The sequence below is a fragment of the Dysgonomonas termitidis genome, assembly GCF_054657735.1.
Map to the genome: position 1 here is coordinate 1,704,971 of NZ_BAAHYD010000002.1, position 26,870 is coordinate 1,731,840.

Sequence of the window (26,870 nt, forward strand, 5' to 3'; positions counted from 1 at the left end):
CATTTTTCCTGTAACTGTAACTGCCCGAAGGGCGTAGTAACTCGTAACTAATTAGTTAATTTATATCCTGTTTACTTCTATCAGCGTATTGGCGTCGAATACCTTCAGATTCAGCTGAGAGCCTTTGGATGCCGTCCATGTGGCGCCATCCACCAGGAGGAACGGACCACCATCGGGAACAGTAGCAGCATAGGTTTCACCGTCGCCAATCAGGGTGATAACCCTTCCCACGTCGGCGGCTGTTATGCCGGATACCGCGTTAATAGCATATGTAGCTGCCGTGCCGTCAGGAATGATATAGCGGTTGTTGCCGGCAACTACTGCCAATGTGGTACTGTCGGCTGCATTGGTTGCAGGATTCTGCTGTACAATGGCGCCGATGTATGTCCATGGCAACTGGATGGTTATCTGGGTAAATGTCATGGTCAGGTACTGGCCGTCGGCGTCATCCTTGTATTCATAGCCGCTAAATACGACACCTTTACAGGCATTGCCTATACCGTACATATTACCGGATTCGCAATGCTTGAAGATTATTACGAACTTCAACCCGAAATAATCTTCCACAAAATTCTTCAGCTCGTCGCGGGTACCACCCATTACGGCAGTAAAGGTATTCGTCCCGTTTGCCACTATCGCGCCGGCATCTTTGGTACCGGAGGATAAAAACGTAGGTACGGAATGCGTATCGAATGCATGCATGAATTTGCCGGGCAGCATCGGAATAGTCGTGACCTCCCGATTCGCATTAACAGTAGGGAAAGGAACGCTATCATCGATATCCTGCACAGGTATCGGGTATATCTTATCCCCGATGGCGGATCCGGCGACTTCGCGATCCGGAACATCATTTATAGATACCATGGCGCACATGGCGTAAGTTCCGGTACCGGAACCAATGAGGATATTATACAGGGCATTGTCAGGCTCGGATACAGCCCCGTACACGGTAAGGGCAATAAAAACAAAGCCAATGATCATCAGAAAGCGAGACAGCAGCATATGGCGGCGCGCTGCGGCTTTCCGATTAACGTATTTCATATGTTTATCTAAGTGAGTCATATTTTTAATTAAATTAAAAGTGAAAAATTAAAAGTGAAAAGTGAAAAATTTTTCGTTCTTCGTTTTACACTTTTCACTCTTATTTATTATCGTACTCCCGGTACGTTAGGTTGCAGGGCGGCATTGATAGTGCGGACGCCTCCGACTGTACGCTCGAGCTCGAAGAATTTCGTTTTATCCGAATTCGGAACCAGCATGATATAGTCGCCTACGGCTGTAGGATTGAATGCGGCAGTGATCTCCGAGAACTTGCCGGCCTTGGCTATTGTCGTAGGATTAGTATCGCTTCCGATCTCCAGGATATAGGCTACCCCGTCGCGCGGAGTAGTGATATCGGCCAGAGCTGTAGCGGCGGTATTGTCCTGCGTAACGAACCAGAAGCCTTTAGACCCGTCGATAGTGGTAGATCCATCGACAAGGAAGGAAGCCGGTTTATTCATAAATATACGCTGGCGCATGAATTTGTTGGCATCGAGAGCGGCTTTGGTATTAAACTTAATGCCGACGAAAGAGGCGGAAGAGCCTTCTTTCCATACGCTCCATGCCTTGTATATCTCCATTCCGCGCTCGAACTGCAAGGCAAGCATTTCGCCCGGCAGGTATTCAATACATTGCAGGTTGCCCGGTTCCTCTATCAGGATAAACGGAAGATTACCCTCATTAGGCAACCAGATAATAGGCGTGTCGATATCCGGTACCTTGTTCATCATATTGTCGGGACCGGTGAAGTCAAGATCCTTGCCATATTTTGCACGACAGTTCTTTTTCCACCACAGGCGGTGATTGGCATTCAGGATAACGGAAAGCCTTTCGAAAGGTACTGTATAGTCCTCGGTGATTGCCAGTTTGATATCTTCCAGCATATCCTGAACGGTTTCGAGGAATGTAGCTTCAGTATAGCCCATATAGGCTGCATCGTCATGAATTTTGAGTTTGAACTCATGCGCATAGCGGATAAGTGTATAAATAATCCCTGTGGACGAGTTCAGGTAATGTCCCGGCACTCCCGTTTCAGGATGTACGTAAATACCCATTACACGGCGATGGTTCTGCTCGCTGATGGCCTGAGTCATTACATTCAGTATCTGCCATTCGATAATCGACCACTTCATCGGGTCGGAGCCTTCCGTATTCAGGTAACCGATATACATGCGCTCGATTTCCTTCATCGGCTTGAAGAGCAATTTTATCATTGCGTCATCGACGTATGCCAGTTCCGGCTGAAGCTCCATCTTGCCCTTAAACACTTCTCCTAACTGCCATGCCTGAGATACTGTGTCAAAGAATGCGGAGAACATGATCTCGCGGTCCTGAACACCATAGCGGCGCGGGAATACGTTGTATACGTTATACAATGTAATCAGGCGGGCGATCAGGGCATCCTGGCGTCGGATCAGGTAGTAATCCGGAAGATTGGCAGGATTTAGTCCGGAATAATCGTTTGTAAATTCCCCGGCCATCAGGCGCGTAGCGTCGAGCATGTTGTTTTGCTTCAAATACGCATAACGCTGTGACAGGCTTTGCCCGTAAGATTCGAATTCCCGGGTAAACTCTTTTGTTTCAGCTTTAGTAGGCTGCGGACTCTGGTTCAGATAATTCGGATTCGCTGCAATCTTGTTCCAACGCTTATCGAGCGAGAACATGGAATGAGTAATACCCAGGAAATGGGTTTTGTTTGTACCCGGCCCGTTGATATTAAACACAGGCTTTGTTTCATCTTCCGGCTTATCCATATTGGCACGTGCCGCCAGGGCTTCGATAGCGTCAGCCATTTTCTGCACGGCAGCTACAGGATCGGTATTGTCCGAAGGCTTCGGAGGCTCTTTACCGTCATCGTCACCACTGTCATCGTCATCGTCGCCAGTAGATCCTACAGGCATTACGCGGTTGGCAATGTCAAGAATCTGGTTTCGCTGCTGTTCTGCCTGCGCACGGGCGGCGTTCTCCTCCTGGAGAGCCGCGGCAACATCGGAGTCAAAGTCACGCCCCGGATTTTGTGTATTATATTCCGAGGCTACGCTCTTCCAGTCGTCTTCTGACATCTTCTTATCTTTCGATTTATCTGTCAGACCGAGTATTTGAAGAACGGTGTTCAATGCTTGAAAAAAATTAAATTTCATTTTACTATAATTATAAGTAAGACATTAGGGATTTCCGGTTATTCCGCCTTGTGGCCCATTCCTTCCCCATAGCGTCAGTTTCGGCAAGCGCGGAATCAAAAGAGGTAAGACCGTCTATCAGCGTTTTTTCGATAGCCGGAGGTGAAGCATAAAAGGATTCGCCGCGGAAAACAGGATCGTCATCAGGAAGGTCATTCAGTTGCGGACGGGCGGCGCGGACGGCAGCCTCGAATTGTTGCTGCAGCGGATCCAGTTCCTCACGGATAAATTGTTCGGGTTTACCTTTCAGAAGATCCTCGTATTTTTTGTTTTTCAGGTCGGAACGGGTCGCGACTTCACGGATACGCGTAATACCGATCTTTTCTAAGTATCCCATGATATTAAGGCCGTCGACCATGGTGCCGATACTGCCTATCAGGTCATTTTGTGTCAAAGCTTTAACGACTTTACCATGCACACCTATATAATAAGCGGCGCTGGCGGCTACTTTTTCCACCAATGTATAAACAGGCTTATCAAGGCCTATAAGCGTTTTTGCCACTTCGTCAAGATACCAGGCTTCGCCGCCTCCGGACTTAACGTGTAAAAAATGAGCGTTGATGGAAGGATTGGCTTCGGCTGCCGTAAGATCCTGTACAAACTGCTTTGAAGAGAACCACCAATAAGAATCGGCCATAATCAGGCCTTTGACCGGATGGTAGGCGATGGATCCGGGCTTAATTTCGTCGGAAGAGTAATCGGTAGTAGTATAAATTTCCCGCTCCGGAGTCGAAGCTAATAGCGGGACAGACTCCAAAGCCATGCGGGCCTTGTAGGAAGGATAGTCTTCTCCGGAGAAATTAAACTTATCCGCGAAATGGATAACAGAAAACAACGCGGCAGCCAGTTCGGCCTCGGAGCAGAAGAAACGCGCCGAAGCCGAAGAAAGCAGGGAAATGAGTTGCAGGTAAGGATTCATACACTATTGTTTGACACAAAATTGTGCAAACAATAGCGTGGTGGAAAGGACTTATACGCTAGGGAAAACGGTTGTTCTGAGAGCTACGGATAATATATCCTGCTGCATGCCGCTGACTATGTATGCGACAACGGGATATTCAGGAGAGCCATAAACGGTATGGGAGCCATCGGTATAATATACGATCATGATGCATGTGCGCGCATAACCGTATTTAGCGGCGACCGCCTCCGGAACCTTGTCTATTATAATATCGCGTGTAAGCGAGAAAACGACACCGGAATCGGTAAGATCCTTATCCATATCGACATTGAGACTGGCAGATGTTAGTTTGTCAAAAGAGCGTCCGGGTAGCGGGTATACATTTATATTATCGGCGGAAGCAATATCTTCCATTAATATTATATCGAAAACAGAGCATATTTCTTTCATAAAATGTTAAAATTTACAGGACATCGGTGGACGAAAAAAACATTGGATTTAACATTAAAATTAACATTAGTCATAAGTACGAAGTTTACCTTCCTTTTCCATGCGGGCACGGTAATATTTTTTTACCAGGGCATCGCAATGCTGCGCATAGTCGATTTTATATATTTCGCAAAACCGCTCTATCAGAATTTTTATTTGCTGGTCCGTATACTCCCTGGTAAGGGATAAGGTACGGAAAAATAATTCGTCGAACAGGATCCGGATATTTTTTTCAAACTCAATCTGTTTCGACAGGGGAAAATAGTAATAAGAATCGGGTCTTTTGCGGACATTGTCGCGTGTACCCAGCGAATTTATATAGAGTTTCAGTTGTCTTTTGCGGTAATGAACGGGCGGGATAAACTTGCAATCTTCCGGTACTTTACTCAAAAGCCTGTATAATAGCGTACCTATATAATGATCCGGAGGAACAACAGCCGCATAATTCTCTCCATCGAGCAAACCTGTGATAAAGGCTGCCAGATAAGAATCTATATTGACTATTATTGAGTTTTGCGAGTTCATATTTTTATCAATTACAAATCAAAAGTATAAAATATATAACAGTTATTAGAGGCTTATTGCTTTTAATAATTCGATTTTGATAATATATGGTATTATATTGTCAAATAGGGGAAGATATAGGAAAAATAATAAAGGTATCTGGTCAGTATTGCTCTTTTTATCGATGGGAATTAGATTAGAAAGATGATTATTTTTAAAACTTCGTCAATTTTGAGCGATGTTTATGTCGAAATTGTGGTTGTACTTAATATTTATGTCGTGGTTCTTACACATTATATAATATATAGATTAAGATTAAGACCCCCTCTATCCCCCATGGGGGAAGATTGGAAGGGGGAATTTTTTTTTGATTGTTTTAAGGAAAGAATTTTTATAAGGGATAGATTTATTTATTTCCGGGTGGTATTTTGCCTGTTTTTATGGCTTACGGTGAGATTTATAAGCATGTCTTGTATCTCTGTTAGGCAAGCTTTAATAAACATGCGGAAAGGGCTTTAAATTCGATTTTGAGATTCTTGAAAAAGAATTAGAAAGGCATTTTTGCTACTTCGTCAAAAAATGACGAACTTTATAATTGATTCAGAATAGTTAATTATTTGAAGAGAAAGATGATGCTTTGTTGACATATGATGTAATTTATAAGATTGTAATAAATTGATAATTATATTGTTATAAGTGTAAATAGTGTGGTTGTGAGAACCGTCTCTTTCTTTTTTTAGCCAACAGTTAATAATCAGGAACTTGTATCTTGTTTTACTTATAATTTATAACTCATAACTTTTTTATATCTTAGAGGTATGTTTGACATTAAGATTATAGAAACAGGGTATATCATGGCCGACGGCGGGGCCATGTTCGGGGCTGTGCCAAAACGTGCATGGCAGAGGAAATACATATCTGATACCGAAAACCTGTGCCCGCTGGCTATGCGGTGTGTCCTGGCGGTAGCAGATGACCGCCGGATACTGATAGATGCCGGGATGGGAGATAAGGATCTGGATAAAGTATCTTATTACCGTCCGTATAACTTACAAAATGCAGTTGAGGCTGTAAAACAATCAGGATATACACCCACGGAAATAACGGATGTAGTGCTTACGCATCTTCATTTCGATCATTGCGGAGGTGCTACCCGTAAGGATGAAAGAGGCGAGCTTGTACCTTCTTTCCCGAATGCCCGCTACTGGCTTAGCCGGGAACAGTGGGAAAATCATCTGAAGCCTAACCGTTTGGAGAAAGATTCTGTTTTTGCAGATAATATCCTGCCTGTATACGATTCGGGGCAATTACATTTAATAGATGAAGATACGCTATTATGCGATGGGGTTGAGTTGCAACTTTTCGACGGACATAGCGAAGGGCAGCTGGTTGTATGTATCAATACTGATGACGGAGTATATGCCTTTCCCGGCGATCTGGTACCGACATCGGCTCATGTGCCGCTGGAATGGATTTCGGCTTATGATATTTGTGCGCTTACATCATTGTCCGAGAAAGAGCGATTTCTGGCTGATGCCGAAAAAAAAGGATATACGCTGGTCTATTGCCATGATGCGAAAGTAAAGACAAGTAAAGTAAAAAGGCTTAACGATGATTATATAGCTTCGGATAAGGATAAATAAAAAAGCCCGGAGTTTTTCCGGGCCATTCATCTCGCTTACTTACACATTACCAATCATTAAAATTCCATTGGTACATCTATTAACAAGATACGTGCATTATCCGAATCGGCAGTTATTTTAACGGTATCGGTTTCCTGTATGCCGAAACCGTCGCGGTGATGTAGTTTCTGCCCTTCGACAGAAAATTCACCTTCTACCACCATGGCAAAAACGCCGTTGCCTTTTCTTTTTATCTTATACTCTATTTCCTTTCCTTTTTCAAATGTACCGATATTGAACCAGGCATTCTGGTGTATCCACAATCCGGTATTATCTGCGTCATCTTTCGGGCCTACTATCTGTACCAACTGGTTCTTGCTGTGTATGTAGTCAAAGGCCCTCTGATCGTAGCGAGGCGTCACATTCCTCTTTTCGGGAAAGACCCAGATCTGAAAGAAGTTCACAGGTTTGTCTTCATTCGAATTGTATTCGCTGTGGGTGATGCCGGTTCCCGCACTCATAACCTGTACTTCTCCGGCGCGTATTACTTCGGTATGTCCCATGCTGTCCTTGTGTTCCAGATCACCATACAAGGGTATGGATACGATTTCCATATTATCGTGAGGATGTGTTCCGAAGCCTTCCCCTCCTTTTACAATATCGTCGTTCACTACACGAAGCGCACCGAAATTGATACGTTCCGGATTGTAATAATTGGCAAAACTGAATGTATGGTATGTGTCCAGCCATCCATGATAAGCATGTCCTCTCGAAGATGCGCGGTACAATGTTGTCTTCATAAGATATTCCTTTCTGTTTGTCGTGTAAATATTTTGAATATAAACACTTTAATTGAGATAATGTTTTTTTACACCACAAAGTTAACGCTTATTTATGTATTTGTAAAATAATAAAAATTATACATATTAATAAATATATTTATAGTTATGGGTATAGATTCCCCATTGTCGCCTCTTTTATTTTCCGGAAATATGAAAAAACATATATTTAATAACAAATAGCCTTTTTTAACAACAATAAATTATTAACTTTACAGTTAAAGTAATTAAATACGGAAGGTTATGAAAAAACTGGTTTTTATATTACTACTGGCAATTTCAGCTACTGTGTATAGTCAGACAGAAGTGCCCAAGGATAGTTTTCCTCCTTTGAAAAAAGAATCGTTGAACCTGAATGAAAAGCTTGACAATTATCTGCAGTTCAACAATGAGAATGCGACTAATCAAACCAAAACAAAAGCCCCGCTTTATCATCCTTTAATAAATGAGGATGACATGTATAGACTCCCTGACGTAAGTCTGCCGCCCCTGGATGTTTATTTGGGTCCGCCTCTTGAGAGCAATACGTTTACGAGTTTTCCGTTCGCCAATGATTTTAGCTTTTATGGAGGACAGACCTTTTCTGACAGGATGTGGTTATCATCGTCGTCGTCATACAATACATATCCTCTGCTGGGGGCGACAAGGAACGTAGGCCTGAACTTCAACTATCAACCTCTCGACTGGCTGGTTGTCTCTGCCGGACCTTACGGGGCAAAATATAACTTGTTTGGCGCTACTTATAATGATGTAGGCGTTAACGGGGCTGTTAAATTTATCCTGCATGACCGTATCCGCCTCAATGGTTACGGGCAATATTCTGTCAATGGCGACCGCAACGGAGTGGCCGGCCCATTGATGAATATGTATCCTCAGACTTATTATGGAGGTACTATAGAAGTGAAAATAACCAAAAACTTCGGAATAGAAGGCGGAGTGATACGCGAATTAAACCCGTTTAGCGGGAAATGGGTGAACAGGCCTTATTTTGTGCCTGTGTTCTACACTAAATAAGATTGAATCAGTTTGTGGATTATCCTGATAATGAAATATAAAAAGCATCTTAAAATAGGGCTTGGAATATTAATTGCAATATTTATACTACTAAATGTTGCCATTATTGCCCAGGCATATAGTCTGTCCCATTTCGATGAAAATGCTAGGCCGCTTACACTCGACTATAAGCCGACATTCTTCGAGTCGGTTAAGATTGCAGTCAGCGGGCTGGACCTGGCCAGGCCACGTACAAAGACATATCCGTTGCAGCCCTACGACTCTCTTCGTATTCCAGCAGGAGAAGGCCGGCTTCTGGATGCATGGCTGTTGCACACGGATACACTGAAGCGGGGACTGGTAATTGCATTCCATGGATATATAGATGAAAAATCATCGATGCTGGATAGGGCAGAGGTATTTTTAGATATGGGCTATGATGTACTGCTTGTAAATTTTATGGGCGCAGGAGATTCGTATGGCAACCAGACTACACTGGGCTATCTCGAAGCGGAGAATGTGAAATTTGCGCATAGCTATGCTGTTAGTCAGCTTCAGGAAGAAAATATTATCCTGATAGGTTTTTCGATGGGTGCAGTCGCCATAATGAAAGCCCAGGCCGATTATAACCTGCTGGTAAAAGCTCTTGTACTGGAAGCTCCATATGCTACATTTCAGGAGACAGTGAATGCTCGGCTCGACAAGTTACAGATGCCACACTTTCCCATAAGCAAAATGTTTACTTTCTGGTTTGGCAAGATTAACGGGTTTGACGCATTTGAAGCTAATCCGCAGGATTACGCGCAGAAGATCCAAGTTCCGGTATTACTTATGTGTGGGGGAAAAGATCCCAATATTCCTGAATCCGAAACGGAAAGAATATTCAGCCGGCTTCTCTCCAAGCATAAAGAGCTGAAGATATTCCCTGATTCGCCGCATGAGAGTTATTTGCTGAAATATGGCGATGAATGGTGCAATGTTGTTTCATACTTTGTGAATAATCTGGAGAAAATGAATGTGTATAGTGAGTAAGGCGGCTAATTAATGATGACAAGTCTTATAGTGTATTCCATAACTAAGCTACGCATGTGTATATGAAAAGATGGCGGATGATACTTTTGTTTTCTCTCATGAATCTGTGCATTTATGCTCAGCAGGATGACTTTTACAAGCGGCTGTCAGCAGCAGCTATAGAGCTGACAAAAGATAAAGTTACTTATGATCCCCGTTATTATTCCATCCCTTATCCTAATGGAGATGTGCCTTCCGGTAAAGGTGTATGTACCGATGTGATTATAAGGGCATACCGGAAGTTGGGTATAGATTTGCAGCAAAAGATACATGTGGATATGAAAGCCAATTTTGGCAAGTACCCCAGGAAATGGGGGATGAAGGCCACAGACAGGAATATTGATCACCGCAGGGTTCCCAATCAGGCTACGTATTTCTCGCGTTTCGGGATTGTACTGAAAATATCGGATAAAGGGAGTGATTATTCACCCGGAGATATAGTGACATGGGATCTGGGAGGAGGAGTCACGCATGTTGGGATCGTTACCGACCGGAAGTCATCGGATAGTAAACGCCCGCTGATTGTTCACAATATAGGTAGAGGCCAGGTTCTGGAAGACTGCCTGTTTAGTTTTTTTAGAATAACAGGACATTACCGTTACAAATAGCATGGCTATTTATATCTGGAGAGAGGTCTGAGTTTCTTTATCGCTTTTCTTACGGTTTCGTGTGTGTCGAACTTATTTTGCGGGTCAAGATGTAGTATTTTCCCATAGTCATCCAATGCCTGTTTGTATTCTTTTTGCGCTTCATAAACTGAGGCCCGTTTTTGATAGGCGTTTATGTTTGTGGAATCCAGTCCTATAGCCTTATTGCAGTCTGTCAGGGCTTTGTCATATTCCTTTTGCATGATATACGCTCCTGCTCTGTTGCTATACGCTTTTATGTTGGTAGAATCTATAGCTAGTATCTTGCCATAATCAGAGATAGCCTTATCGTACGCTTCTTTAGCCAGATAGGTATTTCCCCGGTTAGTATATACATCGATAATGTAGGAAGGATTTAGCTTAATGGCTCTGTTGTAATCTTCGAGAGCCTTATCGTACTCGCCCAGTTCTTCGTAGATAATACCGCGATTGTAATAAGCGTCTGAGTAGTCGGGATTCAGTTTAAGGGCTTTGTTGTAATCTAATATAGCCAGGCTGTCTTCATTGATAATCTGATAAATGCATCCCCTGTTGTAAAATCCTTTCGGAGAAGTGGAGTCTATATCTATTATAATATTGGCATACTTTATCGCCTTCTTATAGTTTTCCAGGCTAAGATATTCATTACTTATAAAAGTATTCCCTTCTATCAGTAGTATATTTTTCTTCCGGAGAGTGATAAGGTCTTCGTCAGCATTTATACGTTCAATGATTTCTTCAAAGGCTTTAATGCGTCCTTTATGATTATCCAGGCTATCCATAACCCGGTTCATCCGGTATCTGAATTCTGCTATATGTTTGTCTTGTTTTATTTCCTTATCGAAAAGTCCACATGACGACATGCATGCTGAAAGCAGAAGGATTACGATGTAAATACGTGATTCTAAGAATATTTGTAATGTTGCGTTTTTTATCTTTATCATATCTAAAACCTGAAATTAATAAGCCCGTCTAGTCTCGATATATTGTAAAACAAAGATATTAAAAAATTATATATAATGTGACAATGCGATAATCTGATATTATCATTTCTGTAAATATTATTTCAAAAGCTTATCGATAGTATAATTCTGCTAGCGTTTAGCTGATAGTTTGTCACTCCTTGAATTGTCATTGCCGGGGCCAAATGTTTAATTATAAATGTGTGAAAAAGTAAAAGCATCTAGCCTCACGGATAAATGCTTTCTGATTAGTAGTGTTATTTTTTTATCTAAAATAAAAAGTACTATGTGTATTATGCTCTATATATATTTAACGCAAAAAAGACTGATGTGTTACATCAAATCAATTATTTGTGATTTTTTAATGAAACTCTTATTGTTACTTAATTATCTAAGTATTTGCGGTGATGGGAAAAGAGGTTTTCTATAGCTCTTTTTATTCTGTAATATTCCGGTATGTTTATGGAGCGTTAGTGTGTGAACAAACCACGTTCGAAAATGTCCATAGTATTGGCTTTCAGTATCTTATTCTTGTCTATCTTTAATTCTTGTACAACTTCATCTTTTATGTCAGATACTATATAAATAACAGAATCCTTACAGGAAAGTGTTTTTATTCCTTGCTTGTCATCCATTGTGAAATAGTTCTTATCTATTGTTTTGTATATGCCTTTTAGCGGTTCGGCATAATTTTTATAATAATAATAGGTCTTGTCGTTTTTGAACTCATAACTCACCTTATAAGCCTTGTATCTGTTATTGATGTAATCTTCTATTGTTTTCTTTAAAGAAGGATCAGTAACGTACACCTCCGCTTTTGTTTCTGTATATATCCAATGCCCTTCTATGCTTTTGGCATAGGCACTCTCTTCCCTGTCACACGACGACAACAGAACCCCCAGAGTTAATATTGATATTAAAATGTACTCTCTATATTTACCTTTCATAACCCAAAAATTAAGGTTATTTCACAAAATTATATATTATAAACGAAAAAACCTCCGTTTTGTTGTGTTTTTTTAATGAAAATCGGGTAAAATTTCTACTTTTTACCCGATTTAACAGATGGAACTAAATCCTATTTATTATCAAAATGAAAAAACGTTTCACCGAAGGATCTTGAGGAACAGCTCAATCAAAATCAAAATCATAATGATAACCAAAGCAATCATAGCGGTTGAATCTTATAGAATTGATATGATAGGACTCTTTAAGGGGTGTTTCCATGATCACTTTCTTGTTGCTCGGAGCAGTAACAATAACCTCAAATGATTCCAGGTTCCACTTGTCTTTATTATTATACCATTTCGGGTTAATAGTAATCAGCGAGTCGGTTATATTATAATCCAGGTGTAATGCTTCAGCTTTCCTTTTTGCTGTAATATTGTTGTCGGCATAATCTTTCTTGAGTATTTCCACTTTGTAATCTGTCAAAGATGTATCTTGTTTGACTTTTATATATGGTAGGATGCAAACCTGTCTGTCATTCATTTTTTCCCCTTTGTAAAACATAATCGGGTTTTGCGGTTGAGGGTTTGTAGTCAGATATTCATCTCCAAGCTTTATAATCAGGGTGTCTGACTTTGTGTTTACAGGTAAATGCTCTACAGCTTCAGCCTGTTCTCTATGTGAATGGGCAAACTTGATACTCTTATTGCTGATATATACTACTGCCCCTATCCATATCACCAGTCCGATGATGAAGCTGACCAGCGTCTGTGATGTGAATGATGAGCGACGTAATATTTTAATCAGTAAGCTGAGCAAAGCTCCTATAGGAATTAACGTTGCCAGTACAACAGCTATTTTCAGATTGATGGAGTTGTATCCAAGCAGCACCAGATAATTATTCAGCCCAAATAATTCTGTATCCATATAGAGCCATACTAATGTGATAATCATACTCAGCATGGTGAAAAAGATAATAATGGCAAAGACCCCGACAATGATATTTATTATTATATTGAGTATGGTTCCTATGGCACTGCCCTTATACTTTCGCGGAGCAGGCTGGGAGCGGTCTTCTATATTTTCAATGGAGGGATCGGCTCCGGTCATGGATAGTTTTTGATTGAATGTCCTTGCCACCGGCATGACTATCCATAGCACAATGTATGCCAGTACGATTGTTCCCACTACTTTGAATGAAAGAAAGCTGAAGAGGAATACAATACCTGCCAAAAAGATACGGACTGCTGTAGGGTCAATCTTGAAATAATGACCGAAGCCGCTGCATACACCGCCTATAAGCTTGTTATTTTCGTCCCTGTACAGTTTCTTTTTAAAGAAATTAGAAGGATCATCTCTGTTTTCACTATCATGGTAGGATTCGTTTTTAGGCATGCCTTCTTCCGTTTCTCCGGATACGGCTTCATCGAAATCCTTCGGATTGCCCATTATTTTTGTGATTTCCTGAGCATCGGTTATCGATACTACGCCGTCATTTCCATTGATTCTCATTTGCAGTAACTCACTGAGGCGCGACTCTATATCTGCAATGATCTCATCAGCTTCCGGATTTCCGCTGAAATGCCTTCTTAAAGCTTTCAGATAACTATCGAGGACATGGAAAGCATCTTCTTCAAGATTGAATGCCAATCCGCCTATGCTCACTCTTACAGTTGGTTTCATCGTATTTCGGTTTTATTTGTTTCTGATATTGTCTATAACCCTGACCAGATCTGTCCATACGGTATCGAGTTCGTCTAACACGGCACGGCCTTTATCTGTGATTGTATAATATTTCCGCGGAGGTCCTTGTGTAGATTCTTCCCAGCGATAACTGAGTAATCCCTGATTTTTCTGGCGGGTAAGGAGAGGGTAAAGTGTTCCTTCTACGACGATCATTTCCGATTCTTTCAGTTCGTTGATAATGGCCGATACATAAGCGTCGCCTTTCGACAGGATGCTGAGGATACAGTATTCCAGTATTCCTTTGCGCATCTGGGCTTTTATGTTGTCTACATTTATTGTTTCCATATTGTATATTATTTGCGTTGTGATGTAAATTTTCTGATATTATCTGCTGTCGGGGCATACCCTCTTAGTTCCAGTTTCTGGGCTATGGTTTCGGCTCTCGGCGATACGATCCACAGAATGAAGTAAGCAAGAATGGTACTGCCATAGGCAAATGCCAGTGCTACGAACAGCAGCCTGATGATGGTGACATCTACTCCTGTATATGTTGCAATTCCGCTACATACGCCAGCCAGCATTTTGTCGTCCATGTCGCGATAAAACTTTTTGTTCCCCTTGGAGTATTCTTCTCCCGGATCATAGCTGCTTTGCGATGAAGCCTGGTTCTCATTTTGGTTTTTGGGTTCCACTTCGCCCAGGTGGTCAATGACAACTTGTACAAGTCTCATGTCTACTACCTGATTCGAAAATTTCATTTCTTTCTGAAATATTTCGGCAACACGCGCTTCCACGTCTTCCATTACTTCACGCGCTTCTTTTTTGTCGGAAATAGTTTCCTCGAAACGTCTCAGGTATTCTTTCAGTCTGTAATAGGCATCGTCTTCCATTGTGAAGTTGATCCCTCCTATGCTAACTTCTATAACTTTTTTCATAACCTACTATTATTTTATGCCACTTATTATATTATACATTGTTGTTTGTATTGCAAATATATAAATAAATATTAGTACCATGCAATACATAATACTGTATGAATTTAATAGTTAGTAAGTATTATTTTGATTATTAATTAATTATGCGTTTAATGTTTTCTTATATTAACTTTATTTAACTTTCTTGTTGGGGAGTATTCTTGCTTATTACCATATTTCGCAAGAATGGACAAGCGATAATAAAGACATATTTTATACTTTTGGTTGAAGAATGATTGTCCAAATATGGAGTTGAATAAATTAGCTTATGAATCAGGATACTATGATTATTTGGAATTTTTGTGGATTTACTAATCATAGACGTTGAATAAAGAAAGTCTGCCTGATATGGGAAACGAAATATGTCAAAGTTGTGGAATGCCGATGGCGGCAGTAGAGCATTTTGGAACAAATGGAGATAAAAGTCCGAATGAAGATTTTTGCTGTTTCTGTTTTCAGAATGGAAAATATACAGATGACTTCAGTTTTGATGAATTTGTCGAGGACTCTCTGCAATATCATGACGAAGCTGAAAAACTGGATGGGCACACCCTTACATTAAATGAGGTAAGCTTAAAAACAAGAGTGAAACTGCCAGGTTTAAAGCGCTGGCAATCTCATCAGTTTACACATCTGGAATATTACAAATCGGTAAATAAAGCTGTAGACTATATAAACGATAATCTGTCCACAGTCATTAGCCTCTCCGGTCTGGCGGGCATAGCCGGGCTTTCGAGTTTTCATTTTCACCGGATATTCAGGGCTGTAATGAATGAAAACCCCGGCGATTATATACAGCGTTTACGATTAGAAAAAACGGCATTTAAATTGCATACTACGCGATTATCACTGGCTGATATTGCAGAGCAGGCAGGCTATCAAAGTCCTCAGGCATTATCAAAAGCATTTAAAAAGAGATATGGCATTACGCCATCGGCCTACCGCATGCAGTCCGACGATCTTACAGTGTCGATGGATAGCCCTGTGGAGAACCTTTTTTTAGAACCTGAAATAAGGAAAATAGCGTCGAAAGAAGTGTTCTACCTGCGTGTGGCAAATCCTTACAAGCAGGCAGACGCATTTCTCAAGGCATGGGATAAGCTGGTCAGTATTGTCGGTGTGAACGGGATACCCGATAGTAACCATGAATATCTATCATTAAGCCGGGATATTTCTACTATAACAAGTCCTGAGAATTGCAGGATATACACATGTATAAATGCTGAGAGTGCTGTTAGACCTGGTGGGCGCCTGGGACGGCAAACAATAGAAGGCGGTTTATATGCGGTTTTTACTTACCGGGGGACGTATAAGGATATGGATAAGGTGTATTGTAACATTTACCGGTACTGGATACCAAAGAGTGAATATGAATTACGGGACAATATGTCTTTCTCCAAATTCCTGAATAGCCCCGTGCTGGTTCCTGAAAGTGAATTACTGACGGAAATATATATTCCTGTCAGTAAAATTTGAGGAAAACCTCAATATTTAGAAGGTACTTATCCGGCTAGCTTCTCCAACTTCTTTCTGTTCGTGTTTCCATAACGATGCTATTTTTTAGTGTTCTTTTTAGTACTTTTCTTTACATCTTTTTTGGGTTCGGGTTCCTTGTCAAAATCAACCGGACTTACTTTTCCCATCAAGTCCAGTATCTTTCCCTGACGCTTTATAATATAAGGAGATGGCTTTGCCGAACTGAACCGTATGGGATTGGGCAATGTAGCGGCTATCAGGGCAGATTCGCCTGCAGTCAGTTTTTTTGCTGTTTTTTTGAAATGGGCTTGTGCAACGGCTTCCGCGCCATAAATATTTTTACCTGTTTCTATGGAGTTGAGATATACTTCCATGATTCGTTCTTTGCCCCAGATGGTTTCTATGAGGAATGTGTAGTAGACTTCCAGTCCTTTACGGATATAGGAACGGCCTGACCAAAGGAAAACATTTTTTGCCGTTTGCTGGCTGATAGTGCTTGCTCCCCGCTGCCGTTTGCCTTTTTCAGCTTCGTTCATAGCCTTTTCTATCTGGTCGAAATCGAATCCCGAATGGTCTAAGAATAAATTGTCTTCGGAGGCGACCACAGCCAATGGCAGGTATTTGGATATTTCACCGAGTGGAACCCATGTATGTTTGCAAACGACCTCCTCTCCCGAAAAAAGTTGTGTCGCATTGTTCCATATCATGAGCGGAGTATAATACACAGGTACAAATTTGAAAACGATAACTTGTAATATGCTGAATACAAACAGAAATATTACGATTCTCTTTATCCATTTAAAAACCTTTTTCAGCATATTTCTTTATATAAAAAGGGTGATTATATTTTTTTACTTTGAAACGCAAAGTTAGTGACAATTATTTGAGATATGCAAAAATATATGCTGTAAAATTAAGGGTAAATATTCCGGTATATAGCCAGTCTCTTCATAAATCAAAAAGCCCCTTGGATTTCTGCATCCAAAGGGCTTTTCTCACTCGATTGATTAATTAGTAGTTATACAACTCCCTGCGCAATCATTGCACGGGCTACTTTCATAAATCCCGCAACATTAGCACCTTTTACATAGTTGATATATCCGCCATCCTCTTTTCCGTATTTCAGACTCTGAGCATGTATGTTTTTCATTATCTGATGCAGCTTTTGGTCTACTTCCTCCTCTGTCCATTGCAGATGCATGGCATTCTGGCTCATCTCCAGCCCCGATGTGGCGACACCTCCGGCATTTACAGCCTTGCCCGGAGCAAACAGGGTTTTCTTCTCGATGAAGAAATCCACAGCTTCGGCGGTACATCCCATATTAGATACCTCGGCTATACAGGTAGCACCGTTGGCAACCAATGTTTCCGCATCTTTCAGATTCAGTTCATTCTGTATGGCGCATGGTAAAGCAATATCTACTTTCTGTTCCCATGGTTTCTTACCTGCAAAGAATTTAGAATCAGGATATTTATCAGCATATGGGGCTACGATGTCGTCACCGCTGTTGCGAAGTTCGAGCATGTATTCTATCTTATCGCCGCTGACACCATCCGGGTCATAAATATATCCGTCAGGTCCGGAAATGGTAATTACTTTAGCTCCGAGTTCCGTCGCTTTTGTGACGGCACCCCATGCTACATTGCCGAATCCCGAAACGGCAACGGTTTTTCCTTTCAGGTCTATATTTTTGGCTTTGAGCATTTCGTTCACAAAGTATAATGCGCCGAAACCTGTAGCTTCAGGACGGACTAGCGAACCTCCATATTCGAGTCCCTTGCCGGTGAAAGTACCTGTGTTCTCTCTTGCCAGTTTTTTGTACATGCCATACAGATAGCCGATTTCGCGTGTGCCGACACCAATGTCCCCGGCAGGAACATCTGTATCAGGGCCTATATTGCGCCAAAGTTCAAGCATGAAAGCCTGGCAGAAACGCATAATTTCGGCATTCGATTTACCTCTCGGGCTGAAATCGGAACCTCCTTTACCGCCACCCATAGGCAGTGTAGTCAATGCATTCTTGAAAGTCTGTTCAAATCCTAAGAATTTGAGTGAGGATAGGTTGACAGATGCATGGAACCGCAAGCCTCCCTTGTAAGGGCCGATAGCGTTATTGAATTGTACACGGTATCCCAGGTTTACCTGAATATCGCCTTTGTCGTCTACCCATGCTACACGGAATGTGAAAATCCTGTCGGGTTCCACCAGACGTTCGATAATACGGTTTTTTTCAAACTCGGGATGCTGGTTATATACATCTTCAATTGATACAAGCACTTCTTTTACAGCTTGCAGGAATTCATGCTCGCCGGGGTGTTTCGCCTCCAGCTCTGATAAAATGTTATTTATTTTCATGATTTAACTATTAAATCGGTTCTTGACTATACAAATATATAAATAAACAACGATTTTAAGTAATATTTTGTTTTGTTTTTCATATAGAAATACATGATTTAAAACATACAAAAATTAAGGAGAATCATAATTCCTGTTTTTCTGTATTTAATTATTACATTTGTTGTTTTCAAAGCTGAAGTTATGACTAATATATACGAAATTGCGAATAAACTGAGAGCCGAGTCAAAGCACTTGCCGATCAATAGAATTGAACTGGAAGATGCGCTGAATACACTGATCCACAGAGTCCTGTTCCCGATTTGCGATCAGGAGAAGTCCAGAGAGAAAAAACTGTATTATTTTTATTCCATTCTGGTGGAAAATATTGCCGCGTTGTCGGATAGGAAAACTGCGGAGGCGATGGTTGATAAATTCATATCCGGGTTGCCGGAACTTCAGGATAAGCTGTATGACGAAGCGGCTGTCTACTTTGAAAATGACCCAGCCGCCAAATCGATAGAGGAAGTTATTCTTACCTATCCCGGTTTTTTCGCACAGGTGGTCTATCGTATTTCCCACGAATTTTATAAGATGAATACGCCTATTATCCCCCGGTTATTTTCCGAATACGCACATTCGAAAGTGGGTATAGACATCAATCCGGGAGCGGAGATAGGGCGGGCTTTTTACATCGACCACGGAACAGGGATCGTGATAGGGGAGACTACAATTATCGGTAATAATGTAAAAGTTTACCAGGGAGTTACTCTGGGAGCATTATTTGTAACCAAAGGCCTTGCCAATGAAAAACGGCATCCGACCATCGAGGATAATGTGGTTATATATGCCGGGGCGACTATATTGGGGGGTAAAACCGTTGTTGGGCACGATTCCACAATCGGGGGTAATGCCTGGCTGACAAAAAGCGTGGTACCCTATTCACTTGTTCAGCAGAATTCAGAGATAAAGATACATAATACACTTAATGCGGGAGAACATATTATCGATTTTAATATATAGTATTCACACCCATAAAAGCTATTAACCATGAGGTCGGGAATGATAAAGTCTTTTATATGCATGCTGGCATGCCTTTTTTTTACAGTAGCCAACGCGCAAACAAGTAATCTTCTGCCTGCTCTGCCGATAAAATACGGTATGGCAACTCTTTCCGGAAAAATAACGGGTAATATGCCGGATGGCCGGAAAGTAACGGAATTGGAGATGATGATTAACAGGCCCGTCTTTGATTTTGTAGCCTATAAAATTCCTATAAAGGACGATGGCTCTTTTAGCCTTAGTATTCCTGTGTTTGTAGTGAATGGTTGTATCATAAGGTCCCCCCTGTTTCAAGGAAATCTTTACATGGTACCGGGCGAAGAAACAAAGCTGGAAATAAACTTTGACGAAAGGGGAGAAAGCCATGTGACCGTTAATGGCAGCCTGAATATTACCGCCTACGATACCATGAATATGGGACCTGCCTTATCCGCCATTCTAATGAATAAGCCCGATAATCCCGATAAAGATTGCAATATGCCACACGATGCATATGCGAAGTCTGCAAAAGAGCTTACCACATATTTACTGGAGGAGGTAAAAAAGGACGCCAAGCTGTCTGATAATGCAAAGACGATTGTTGCATATGAGATGAAAGCATTCCTTTCGGATGTACTATTTCTTGAATATGAAGATAATATGCATTTGAGATACCGGGGACTACATGCCGATACACCGGAAAGTGAAAGACCTGAGTTTAAGCCGCAAAAGCCGGGGATAGATTATTACGCAGTCTTCCAATATATGAACTTTAACGATCCTCTTTACTTTTATTCTTCTTACTTCCAGATATTTATTCAGAAATTATTGAAGGACGCAACTCTGAATATCCAGCCAATAGAAGAACTGGCGCCGGAAGAATGGCTGACCCGGATAAAAGGTGCCTTGAAAATAATTACCGGTACCGATAGTGGCCTTTTTTATGATATGGTTGTTGCGGGTATTTATGCCAAACAGCTGAATGCAATGAATCCATTGACCGAAAAACAGAAGAAGAATGCTGAGGGCTATTTTAAAGACAGGGCTTTTGTTGAGATGTTATTAGCCGAGAATGATAAAGTGGTTAAAATCATAGAATCGAGAGATAAATCATCAGGGCTCGTTATAAACAAAACACCTGCTGTGGCAAAAGAGGAATTAATGGATATCATCGTAGCTAAATATAAAGATAAGGTGGTATTCGTTGATTTCTGGGCAACATGGTGCGGACCTTGCCTGATGGCCATGAAGCAGGCCGAACTTGTGAAATCGGAACTGAAAGATAAAGGTGTGGTTTTTGTTTACATTACTAATCCTTCATCGGTACGTTCCACATGGGAGGAAAAAATTCCAGAAATAGGTGGAGAGCACTATTATATAACTGATGAAGAATGGGGTGCCATACTCGAGCAATTCGATTTCGAGGCTATCCCTACTTATCTGATATTCGACAAAAACGGCAAACTGAAAAGAAAGAGTATTTCATTTATGGGTACGCAGAATATGAAAGCATGGATTGAAGAACTATTTTGATTATCATTTGTTTATTCAACCTTACGCCGCTGGCGCGGACTTCCAGTCCGTGCCTTGCTTGATAGAGCAAAATGTTTGCTACGCAACACACAGACGGGACGTCTGCGCGAGCGGGGGAAAGGTATTGGATATAAACTTGAGAATAAAGTCAATTTAGCTTTCCCAGAAACATTTTTTCATGCAGAAGATTTCTAAGCCTGCTAATTCAATATTCCCGTGTCTGCCAGCCTTGCGTATCGTCCCTGCAAAATCCCCTGTCCGTCTATCACATAGAAGGTCGGCGTGCCGATAACCCCGAAGGTGGTAAAATCCGTTCCGCCAAAACCCCGGAAATCACAATATCTGGCTTTCCACGGGAAAGTCCCGGATGTATTCTTAAAAACAGCTTCGTCCTTGTCTGCCGCCACAGATACCACTTCATAGCCTTTCTCCCGCAAGAGCGGATAGTTGCCTTTCAGTTGCTGCATCTCGTTCTCGCAGGCATTACAGCCCGATTCGTAGAATACCAGCAGGGTTTTGCCTTCGGGTAGTTTGCCCTGCGACAGAGCCGGAGCCTTACTTCCCTTCCTTATCTTCAGTAGTGTATAGACTGACGCAACCTTTCCCTCAGGTTCTTTTATACGGTCGTCATTCAGCAGGAAGAAGGCAAACTCTATCTGCTGGTCATGCCAGCCTTTCTTTTCACAAAACACGATTACCTTTTCGCACAGGGCCGCGTAGGCTTCATCCGAAGAAATGCGGTTGACCAGACGGATCATATCGGAGATAAATGCCGGGCGGTTTTCTTCTTTGTAGCTGTACCAATCCATAAGCTGCTCCAGCACTCCCGCCCAATGCCCTGAGGTGTAAAGCGCCTCCGGGTCTAATCTGTCCAGTACGAAATCTTTCAGCAACCCGGCTATTTCCTCCTGACCGGAAGCCAGGACAGGAGGCAGCCCCCTGGTAACATCCACAACCTGCGCGAAGCGTGCCGCATAGAGGGGATTAGCTGCCGTCTCTTCCTGCAGGAGGGTATAAGCCTGCTCCTGATTCTGTAGCTCTGTGTTAAAGATGGAAAGTAATTCGTTATTGTCCTTATATGCTTCTGCCGCCATACGCATGGCGTCTATCCTGCCGAGGATATCCTGCTGGCGGCGGTAACGGCTGTTCAGGTAAACGTTCTCCCGCGTACCGGTGTAGACAATCGTTTCTTCCGATGGCTGGGCTTCAGGACAGGAGACCGAGAAATTCTCGCCGCCCGCGAAGATCATATCCAGTCCTCCGCCACCGGTGAGCTGCCACTGCGTCATGCCCCGGAAACCGTTCATCCTGTCCGGCAAAACGAGCTTTGCCCTGCCTTGCCCGTCGAGCGTCCCGGTAGCGATTGTATCTTTTCCCTCACCGCGGAATGCCCGGAAATGCCACTTCTGCCCTGCAAAGTGCGGGAAGTTGAGTTCCACGCTCTGGCTGTAGGCAGCGGCTATTGTGAATGTTGTAAAAACCAGTAAAAATATACGTCTCATTTATTCTTCTGCTTTATTCATTGTTTTAAGTTCTTTATCTCTTATCATTTAATAGGCAGGCTTATCGTCTATATCTTTCAATTAGCGCTTGCCTGCACGTTGCAGGCGTATCAGTTGGGTTAACCGCCCGTCCGTCGGGGGAGCGTGTACCTTTTGCATACCATCCCTTTGTTCACATCGCCGGAGGTAGTCGCGGATAACGGCTTTTTTGCTGTGGCTGCGCCCGCATGGCGTTTTAAGCCGTGTTATGAATAAAAGCATTATATAGATCAGCATATTATCGACATTAAATTTTTTTACTGCCTTTTGGCGTAGGCTTTGCCTGCGTCAAGGTAAAAAGAAAGTTCTTGCTTTTAGCCCTACATAGACAGAGCCTATGCTGAACGAGGGTGCAGGCTTTCTCCCGCCCGTTTGTTCCTGTAGGGAAAACAAATCCCCTACAGGATAATGATTAACCTGCCAGAGTGCAAAGCGGATAAAATCCTTTATTACAAGCTGTTAGCCCGGATTTTCTTTTCTTTGTTTACACATTGTCTTGTTTCTGAAAAACTCCGGTTCACGGAAATTGCATGTAATTGACATTTAATCAGTATTTTATACCTATTCCCGCTTTCTATGTCTTTTTCAGTTATAGGAGGGTGTCTTTCTAACACTCTATTGGTGTACAGAGATATTTATTAAACTCCTCCTGCTTTTAATGCAGGAGGAGGAATAGATAAATAGACAAATAAACCGGAGTTATTCTGCTATACACCGGACAGAAGAGCCGTACGTGCGGTTGGGGCCGTTGTAGCCCGTACTCGCGCCGCTACTGTACAGGCTCATGCCGTACGCGATGTTAGAACTGAGCTCCGTACTACTCCAGTAGGAGCCGTTGCTGCCCCGGTCGTTCAACTGCCCATTACTGGGGTTGCGGTAGCCGGCAGCCGGCAAATACAGAGCAGGCCCAAATTTCCGCCCACTACTAAAGTTTGTCTCGCTTGTGTTCCATGTAGCTCCGGGGGGTATTGTTTGTGGATTCAGGGAGGTATTGATAACACCTGTCCACTCAGAATTTTTTGGTAAACGATAATTCGGAGGGCAAGGGTCATTAGCCGTTTTTGAAGCGTCTGACCATGAGCCGTTAGGTGCGTATGTAGTATTCCAACCGGCGATAGCACCGGCCGGTGTATCGACGGTAGCTACGACTGTAGAGCGTCCCCACTGGTAGTAATCTCCATTCAGTCCTTTAGCAGGAGTATATGCGTCAAGGCCTTCGTCCGCTCCCAGGTTATGGCACATGAAGGCTTTCCACTGCCCGGATGCAACGAAAGCTCCGCAGCAAACGCAGTCCTGTATTTTTACCAGCAGCGGCACAGATACGTCTTTCGTTCCGTCGTTATAAATAGCGTAGATGGTAACCAGGGCAGCCTGGTCACGGGTACGGCCGTAGATGATATCTGTGACCTCACTCAATGTAGTCTTGTAATTTACAGTCAGGTTGATGACTTCATTATTGGCTATCGTACCCGTTTTACCTCCCGAATACGATACCACGCAGCCTTCGGTATCCACCACCACGAAACGCAGATTGCTTTTTGTCCCGCTCGCCGCTGCAGTAAAGGTGTAGGTTACAGGGCCCAGGGTCGCAAAGTCTGTTGCAACAGTTTCCCTGGCAGACTGCGGACCGCAATCGGTCGTCCAATTCGACTTGTTTATATCAAAACAGGTCTTTCCCCTAAGTGTACCGGCTCCACGGTCCATAGTCGCAGGGTTCTCGGATACCGTTACTTTATATACGCCCGATGCCATTGTGCCGGGACATCCATCGACCGATACCACACAATAATAATAATATGTATCTGGCGAAGTAGAACTAGCAATGTAAGTACCAGTGTTCGCCCCTGATATGGCGGTACCTCCTGTATTTGAATTGGAAGAGTTGCTATACCACTGGTATTTCGGTGTAGGGCTACCCGAAGAGAAAGTCGCCGATACCAAACCCAATGTTGTGCCTGTGCCGGCTACTGTACTTTTTTCTGTCAGTGTATTCGGGAATACATTCGTTATGGTAGCACAGAATGGTTGTACATCGGTTATTTCATGGGAATTCACTCCCGTTCCGCAGGCATTGGTTACCTCTACCCGGACTTCAGCGGCGCCTGTATTATCAAACATAACCACAGCATTAGGGGTATTGCCGCCGCCCGATTGCAGGGTGGCATTGGTAATTATCCAGTTGTATCCTGTAGCGGGAGTAAAGTCTATGCTTGCGGCATAGGTCACTATATCATTCAGGTTCGGATTTACATTGCTGCGGTCAAGTGTTACAGTAGGCGTTGCCGATGTCAGGTAGGGAAGGTTGCGGTGAGCCATAGGACTGGTACAGCCATCCGTTACCGTAGCATAGTAGTCGCCGCCGGAGGTAACGGTGATCGTTTGGGTGGTTCCGATCAGCGCGTTATCTTTATACCACGCATAAGTAAAGCTACCCGAGCCGGAAGGGATAACATTCAGTGTAGCCGTACCTGAGCAAAGAACCGTATTACCCGTGATAACAGGCCGCGCGGGAATAGTTCCGATGGTGATTGTCTCCACGGCCAACGCCTCCTGCGCGCAACTGCCCGGTTGGGTGGCGCGGCAACGGATGACCACGCTCGTCACGCCCGACGGAACGGTGTACATCACCGAGCTGCCCATGCCGATCTGCGTATTGTTTTCATACCAGGTATAGGTATAAGCCGCGTTGTAACTGCCGCCGGATACGGACAGCAGGATAGAGCTGCCCGCGCAGAATGTGCCGCCTTTGTCTATCACAGGCTCGGTAAGGGAACCGCCCGAATTGGGATTTTCTATAACAGCAACCGTTTCAGACGGACGCGAATAACAGGTCGCGTCCTGTACCACGGCGAACCAGTTGCCAATACCTACCGTCACCTCTGTACCCGTTATATTGTCTGTTCCGTTAGTGCCGTCCTGCAATATGCCGTTTTTAAACCACAGCACCGTACCGCCGCTGTTCGGGTTCAGGGCTACCAGTTTGGTTGTCCCGGCCGGGCCGCAGACCATACCATTGTTACCGTTTACTACGATGCTTACGGGCTGGGGGGCACCTGTACCGCTTTTGGTTACGGTCACTGCATTATTGGCCCTCAGGTTGCAGCCGATATAGCCCATCCAGACATCGTATTTTCCTTCCTGAGTGACAACAAGGTTATTTACACTGCGGGCAACCTCGATATTATTACGTGTCCAGATTACGTCCGCAAGCGTACCCGGAGCGGTGATCTGCGTTTCGTCTATCGACAGGTAAACAGCGCCGCCCGTGCAGAATGCGATATTCTTTCCCGGAGGAACGGAAGTGATTTCAGGGGCTGTACCAAGGGTCGTATCGCATGCGTGGCCATCCTGTAAAAACAAAAAGTCCTTGTACAGACCTGTGCAACTACTGGTTACGCGAACGACCACGGAACGCTGGCTTATCGAGTTGTTAGGCTGGAAGGCTATGCGGAATATACCGTCAGCCTCGTTTACATCCGTCAGCGTGGCGTAATCCTGCCCGGCCACTATAATGATGGTGAACGGCCCGTTGAGGCAGTCGGGGTCGGTCACGGTAAATTCATCGTCGCAACCCGTACCGTCAGCCGCCACATTCTGGCAGGGATCGGGACTGATGACCATCAGCGAATTGCCTTCGCAGAGGCTGACCCAACGGCTGGCGTTCCAGTATTCATAGCATTTGGTATCGGTGTTGAAGATGGCAAGCCCGGGAGCATTAAGCGATTCGTCGGCGGTGACATTGCTGCTGCCCGTGGGGTTGGCAGGATTAGTTGTGGCTGTTCCTAAAAAGTAATCACGCCAGGCGTTACGCTCGGCGGTGGTCAGATGTGGCAGGCGCAAGCCCCCTTTTGTACCGGCGGTGGAAATCTCCAGTACGGAAAAATTCTGGGGAGGTACACCGTCGCCGATAGTTACCTGCGCATAGGATGGCATTGACAATAGCGCAAATAGCGCAGCCAGCAAACAGGCCGGCATGAGGGTTTTCATTTTCTTTGGTTTCATAAAGCATGTTTTTGGGTAAATTGTGTTGCATATATTTGTTGTAAAGAGGATTGTTACACTGAGTTTCCCTGAGAAGGCACCGGGAGTATATACCCCCATGTAGCTC

Annotated in this window: 23 protein-coding genes; 7 read left to right on the forward strand and 16 right to left on the reverse strand. The window is 43.2% G+C overall.

Going from position 1 to position 26,870, the window contains the following annotated elements; all coding sequences use genetic code 11:
• Positions 1 to 60 precede the first annotated feature (60 nt).
• From ACYQ3L_RS11135 to ACYQ3L_RS11155, 5 genes are all read right to left on the reverse strand, one after another.
• A complete protein-coding gene (locus tag ACYQ3L_RS11135) occupies positions 61 to 1,041 on the reverse strand; it encodes a hypothetical protein (protein WP_379993289.1) in 981 nt (326 codons plus the stop codon).
• Positions 1,042 to 1,148: 107 nt separating this feature from the next.
• Positions 1,149 to 3,182, reverse strand: coding sequence for a hypothetical protein (locus ACYQ3L_RS11140; protein ID WP_379993290.1), 2,034 nt, complete (start codon positions 3,180 to 3,182; stop codon positions 1,149 to 1,151).
• A gap of 10 nt (positions 3,183 to 3,192) precedes the next feature.
• Positions 3,193 to 4,140 carry a S49 family peptidase gene (locus tag ACYQ3L_RS11145; protein ID WP_379993291.1) on the reverse strand — a complete coding sequence of 316 codons (948 nt, stop codon included), beginning with the start codon at positions 4,138 to 4,140 and terminating at the stop codon, positions 3,193 to 3,195.
• Positions 4,141 to 4,191: 51 nt separating this feature from the next.
• Positions 4,192 to 4,572: a hypothetical protein gene (locus ACYQ3L_RS11150; RefSeq protein ID WP_379993292.1), complete on the reverse strand. Its 381-nt coding sequence runs from the start codon at positions 4,570 to 4,572 to the stop codon at positions 4,192 to 4,194.
• Between the two features lie 66 nt (positions 4,573 to 4,638).
• Positions 4,639 to 5,136 carry a hypothetical protein gene (locus ACYQ3L_RS11155; RefSeq protein ID WP_379993293.1) on the reverse strand — a complete coding sequence of 166 codons (498 nt, stop codon included), beginning with the start codon at positions 5,134 to 5,136 and terminating at the stop codon, positions 4,639 to 4,641.
• 797 nt (positions 5,137 to 5,933) lie between these two features.
• Here ACYQ3L_RS11155 and ACYQ3L_RS11160 point away from each other — a divergent pair.
• Positions 5,934 to 6,758 carry an MBL fold metallo-hydrolase gene (locus tag ACYQ3L_RS11160; protein WP_379993294.1) on the forward strand — a complete coding sequence of 275 codons (825 nt, stop codon included), beginning with the start codon at positions 5,934 to 5,936 and terminating at the stop codon, positions 6,756 to 6,758.
• 56 nt (positions 6,759 to 6,814) lie between these two features.
• Here ACYQ3L_RS11160 and ACYQ3L_RS11165 read toward each other — a convergent pair whose 3' ends face one another.
• Positions 6,815 to 7,537, reverse strand: coding sequence for a pirin family protein (locus ACYQ3L_RS11165; RefSeq protein WP_379993295.1), 723 nt, complete (start codon positions 7,535 to 7,537; stop codon positions 6,815 to 6,817).
• A gap of 282 nt (positions 7,538 to 7,819) precedes the next feature.
• Between ACYQ3L_RS11165 and ACYQ3L_RS11170 the strand changes: the two genes are divergently transcribed.
• The 3 genes from ACYQ3L_RS11170 (at position 7,820) to ACYQ3L_RS11180 (ending at position 10,248) form a co-directional block, all read left to right on the forward strand.
• The gene (locus tag ACYQ3L_RS11170) at positions 7,820 to 8,590 is read left to right on the forward strand and encodes a hypothetical protein (RefSeq protein WP_379993296.1); all 771 of its coding nucleotides are present in this window, start codon (positions 7,820 to 7,822) and stop codon (positions 8,588 to 8,590) included.
• A 30-nt stretch (positions 8,591 to 8,620) separates the two neighbouring features.
• Positions 8,621 to 9,601: an alpha/beta hydrolase family protein gene (locus tag ACYQ3L_RS11175; RefSeq protein ID WP_379993297.1), complete on the forward strand. Its 981-nt coding sequence runs from the start codon at positions 8,621 to 8,623 to the stop codon at positions 9,599 to 9,601.
• Positions 9,602 to 9,663: 62 nt separating this feature from the next.
• Positions 9,664 to 10,248, forward strand: a complete 585-nt coding sequence (locus tag ACYQ3L_RS11180) for a DUF1287 domain-containing protein (protein ID WP_459952406.1) — start codon at positions 9,664 to 9,666, stop codon at positions 10,246 to 10,248.
• A gap of 5 nt (positions 10,249 to 10,253) precedes the next feature.
• Here the strand turns inward: ACYQ3L_RS11180 and ACYQ3L_RS11185 are convergent, their stop codons facing one another.
• From ACYQ3L_RS11185 to ACYQ3L_RS11205, 5 genes are all read right to left on the reverse strand, one after another.
• Complete coding sequence (locus ACYQ3L_RS11185; RefSeq protein ID WP_379993299.1) at positions 10,254 to 11,210, reverse strand: tetratricopeptide repeat protein; 957 nt, start codon at positions 11,208 to 11,210, stop codon at positions 10,254 to 10,256.
• A gap of 488 nt (positions 11,211 to 11,698) precedes the next feature.
• The gene (locus tag ACYQ3L_RS11190; protein ID WP_379993300.1) at positions 11,699 to 12,175 is read right to left on the reverse strand and encodes a hypothetical protein; all 477 of its coding nucleotides are present in this window, start codon (positions 12,173 to 12,175) and stop codon (positions 11,699 to 11,701) included.
• A 184-nt stretch (positions 12,176 to 12,359) separates the two neighbouring features.
• The gene (locus ACYQ3L_RS11195; RefSeq protein ID WP_379993301.1) at positions 12,360 to 13,859 is read right to left on the reverse strand and encodes a PspC domain-containing protein; all 1,500 of its coding nucleotides are present in this window, start codon (positions 13,857 to 13,859) and stop codon (positions 12,360 to 12,362) included.
• A gap of 12 nt (positions 13,860 to 13,871) precedes the next feature.
• Positions 13,872 to 14,207: a PadR family transcriptional regulator gene (locus ACYQ3L_RS11200; RefSeq protein WP_006798402.1), complete on the reverse strand. Its 336-nt coding sequence runs from the start codon at positions 14,205 to 14,207 to the stop codon at positions 13,872 to 13,874.
• Between the two features lie 8 nt (positions 14,208 to 14,215).
• Positions 14,216 to 14,797: a PspC domain-containing protein gene (locus tag ACYQ3L_RS11205; protein ID WP_379993302.1), complete on the reverse strand. Its 582-nt coding sequence runs from the start codon at positions 14,795 to 14,797 to the stop codon at positions 14,216 to 14,218.
• Between the two features lie 387 nt (positions 14,798 to 15,184).
• Here ACYQ3L_RS11205 and ACYQ3L_RS11210 point away from each other — a divergent pair, with 387 nt between their 5' ends.
• On the forward strand, positions 15,185 to 16,312 hold the full coding sequence (locus ACYQ3L_RS11210; protein WP_379993303.1) for a GyrI-like domain-containing protein: 1,128 nt from the start codon (positions 15,185 to 15,187) through the stop codon (positions 16,310 to 16,312).
• Between the two features lie 77 nt (positions 16,313 to 16,389).
• Here the strand turns inward: ACYQ3L_RS11210 and mtgA are convergent, their stop codons facing one another.
• On the reverse strand, positions 16,390 to 17,130 hold the full coding sequence (mtgA, locus tag ACYQ3L_RS11215) for a monofunctional biosynthetic peptidoglycan transglycosylase (protein ID WP_379993304.1): 741 nt from the start codon (positions 17,128 to 17,130) through the stop codon (positions 16,390 to 16,392).
• Between the two features lie 200 nt (positions 17,131 to 17,330).
• On the reverse strand, positions 17,331 to 18,668 hold the full coding sequence (gene gdhA / locus ACYQ3L_RS11220; RefSeq protein ID WP_379993305.1) for an NADP-specific glutamate dehydrogenase: 1,338 nt from the start codon (positions 18,666 to 18,668) through the stop codon (positions 17,331 to 17,333).
• Between the two features lie 183 nt (positions 18,669 to 18,851).
• Between gdhA and epsC the strand changes: the two genes are divergently transcribed.
• Both epsC and ACYQ3L_RS11230 read left to right on the forward strand, forming a co-directional pair.
• Complete coding sequence (epsC, locus tag ACYQ3L_RS11225) at positions 18,852 to 19,670, forward strand: serine O-acetyltransferase EpsC (protein WP_379993306.1); 819 nt, start codon at positions 18,852 to 18,854, stop codon at positions 19,668 to 19,670.
• A 27-nt stretch (positions 19,671 to 19,697) separates the two neighbouring features.
• Positions 19,698 to 21,221: a TlpA family protein disulfide reductase gene (locus tag ACYQ3L_RS11230; protein ID WP_379993307.1), complete on the forward strand. Its 1,524-nt coding sequence runs from the start codon at positions 19,698 to 19,700 to the stop codon at positions 21,219 to 21,221.
• Between the two features lie 200 nt (positions 21,222 to 21,421).
• On the opposite strand, the gene ACYQ3L_RS11235 is transcribed toward ACYQ3L_RS11230, so the two are convergent.
• The 3 genes from ACYQ3L_RS11235 to ACYQ3L_RS11245 all read right to left on the reverse strand — a co-directional run bounded on the left by ACYQ3L_RS11235 (position 21,422) and on the right by ACYQ3L_RS11245 (position 26,764).
• Positions 21,422 to 22,723, reverse strand: coding sequence for a redoxin domain-containing protein (locus ACYQ3L_RS11235; protein WP_379993308.1), 1,302 nt, complete (start codon positions 22,721 to 22,723; stop codon positions 21,422 to 21,424).
• Between the two features lie 81 nt (positions 22,724 to 22,804).
• Positions 22,805 to 22,999: a hypothetical protein gene (locus ACYQ3L_RS11240; RefSeq protein ID WP_379993309.1), complete on the reverse strand. Its 195-nt coding sequence runs from the start codon at positions 22,997 to 22,999 to the stop codon at positions 22,805 to 22,807.
• Positions 23,000 to 23,461: 462 nt separating this feature from the next.
• Positions 23,462 to 26,764: a fibrobacter succinogenes major paralogous domain-containing protein gene (locus ACYQ3L_RS11245; RefSeq protein WP_379993310.1), complete on the reverse strand. Its 3,303-nt coding sequence runs from the start codon at positions 26,762 to 26,764 to the stop codon at positions 23,462 to 23,464.
• Between the last annotated feature and the right edge of the window lie 106 nt (positions 26,765 to 26,870).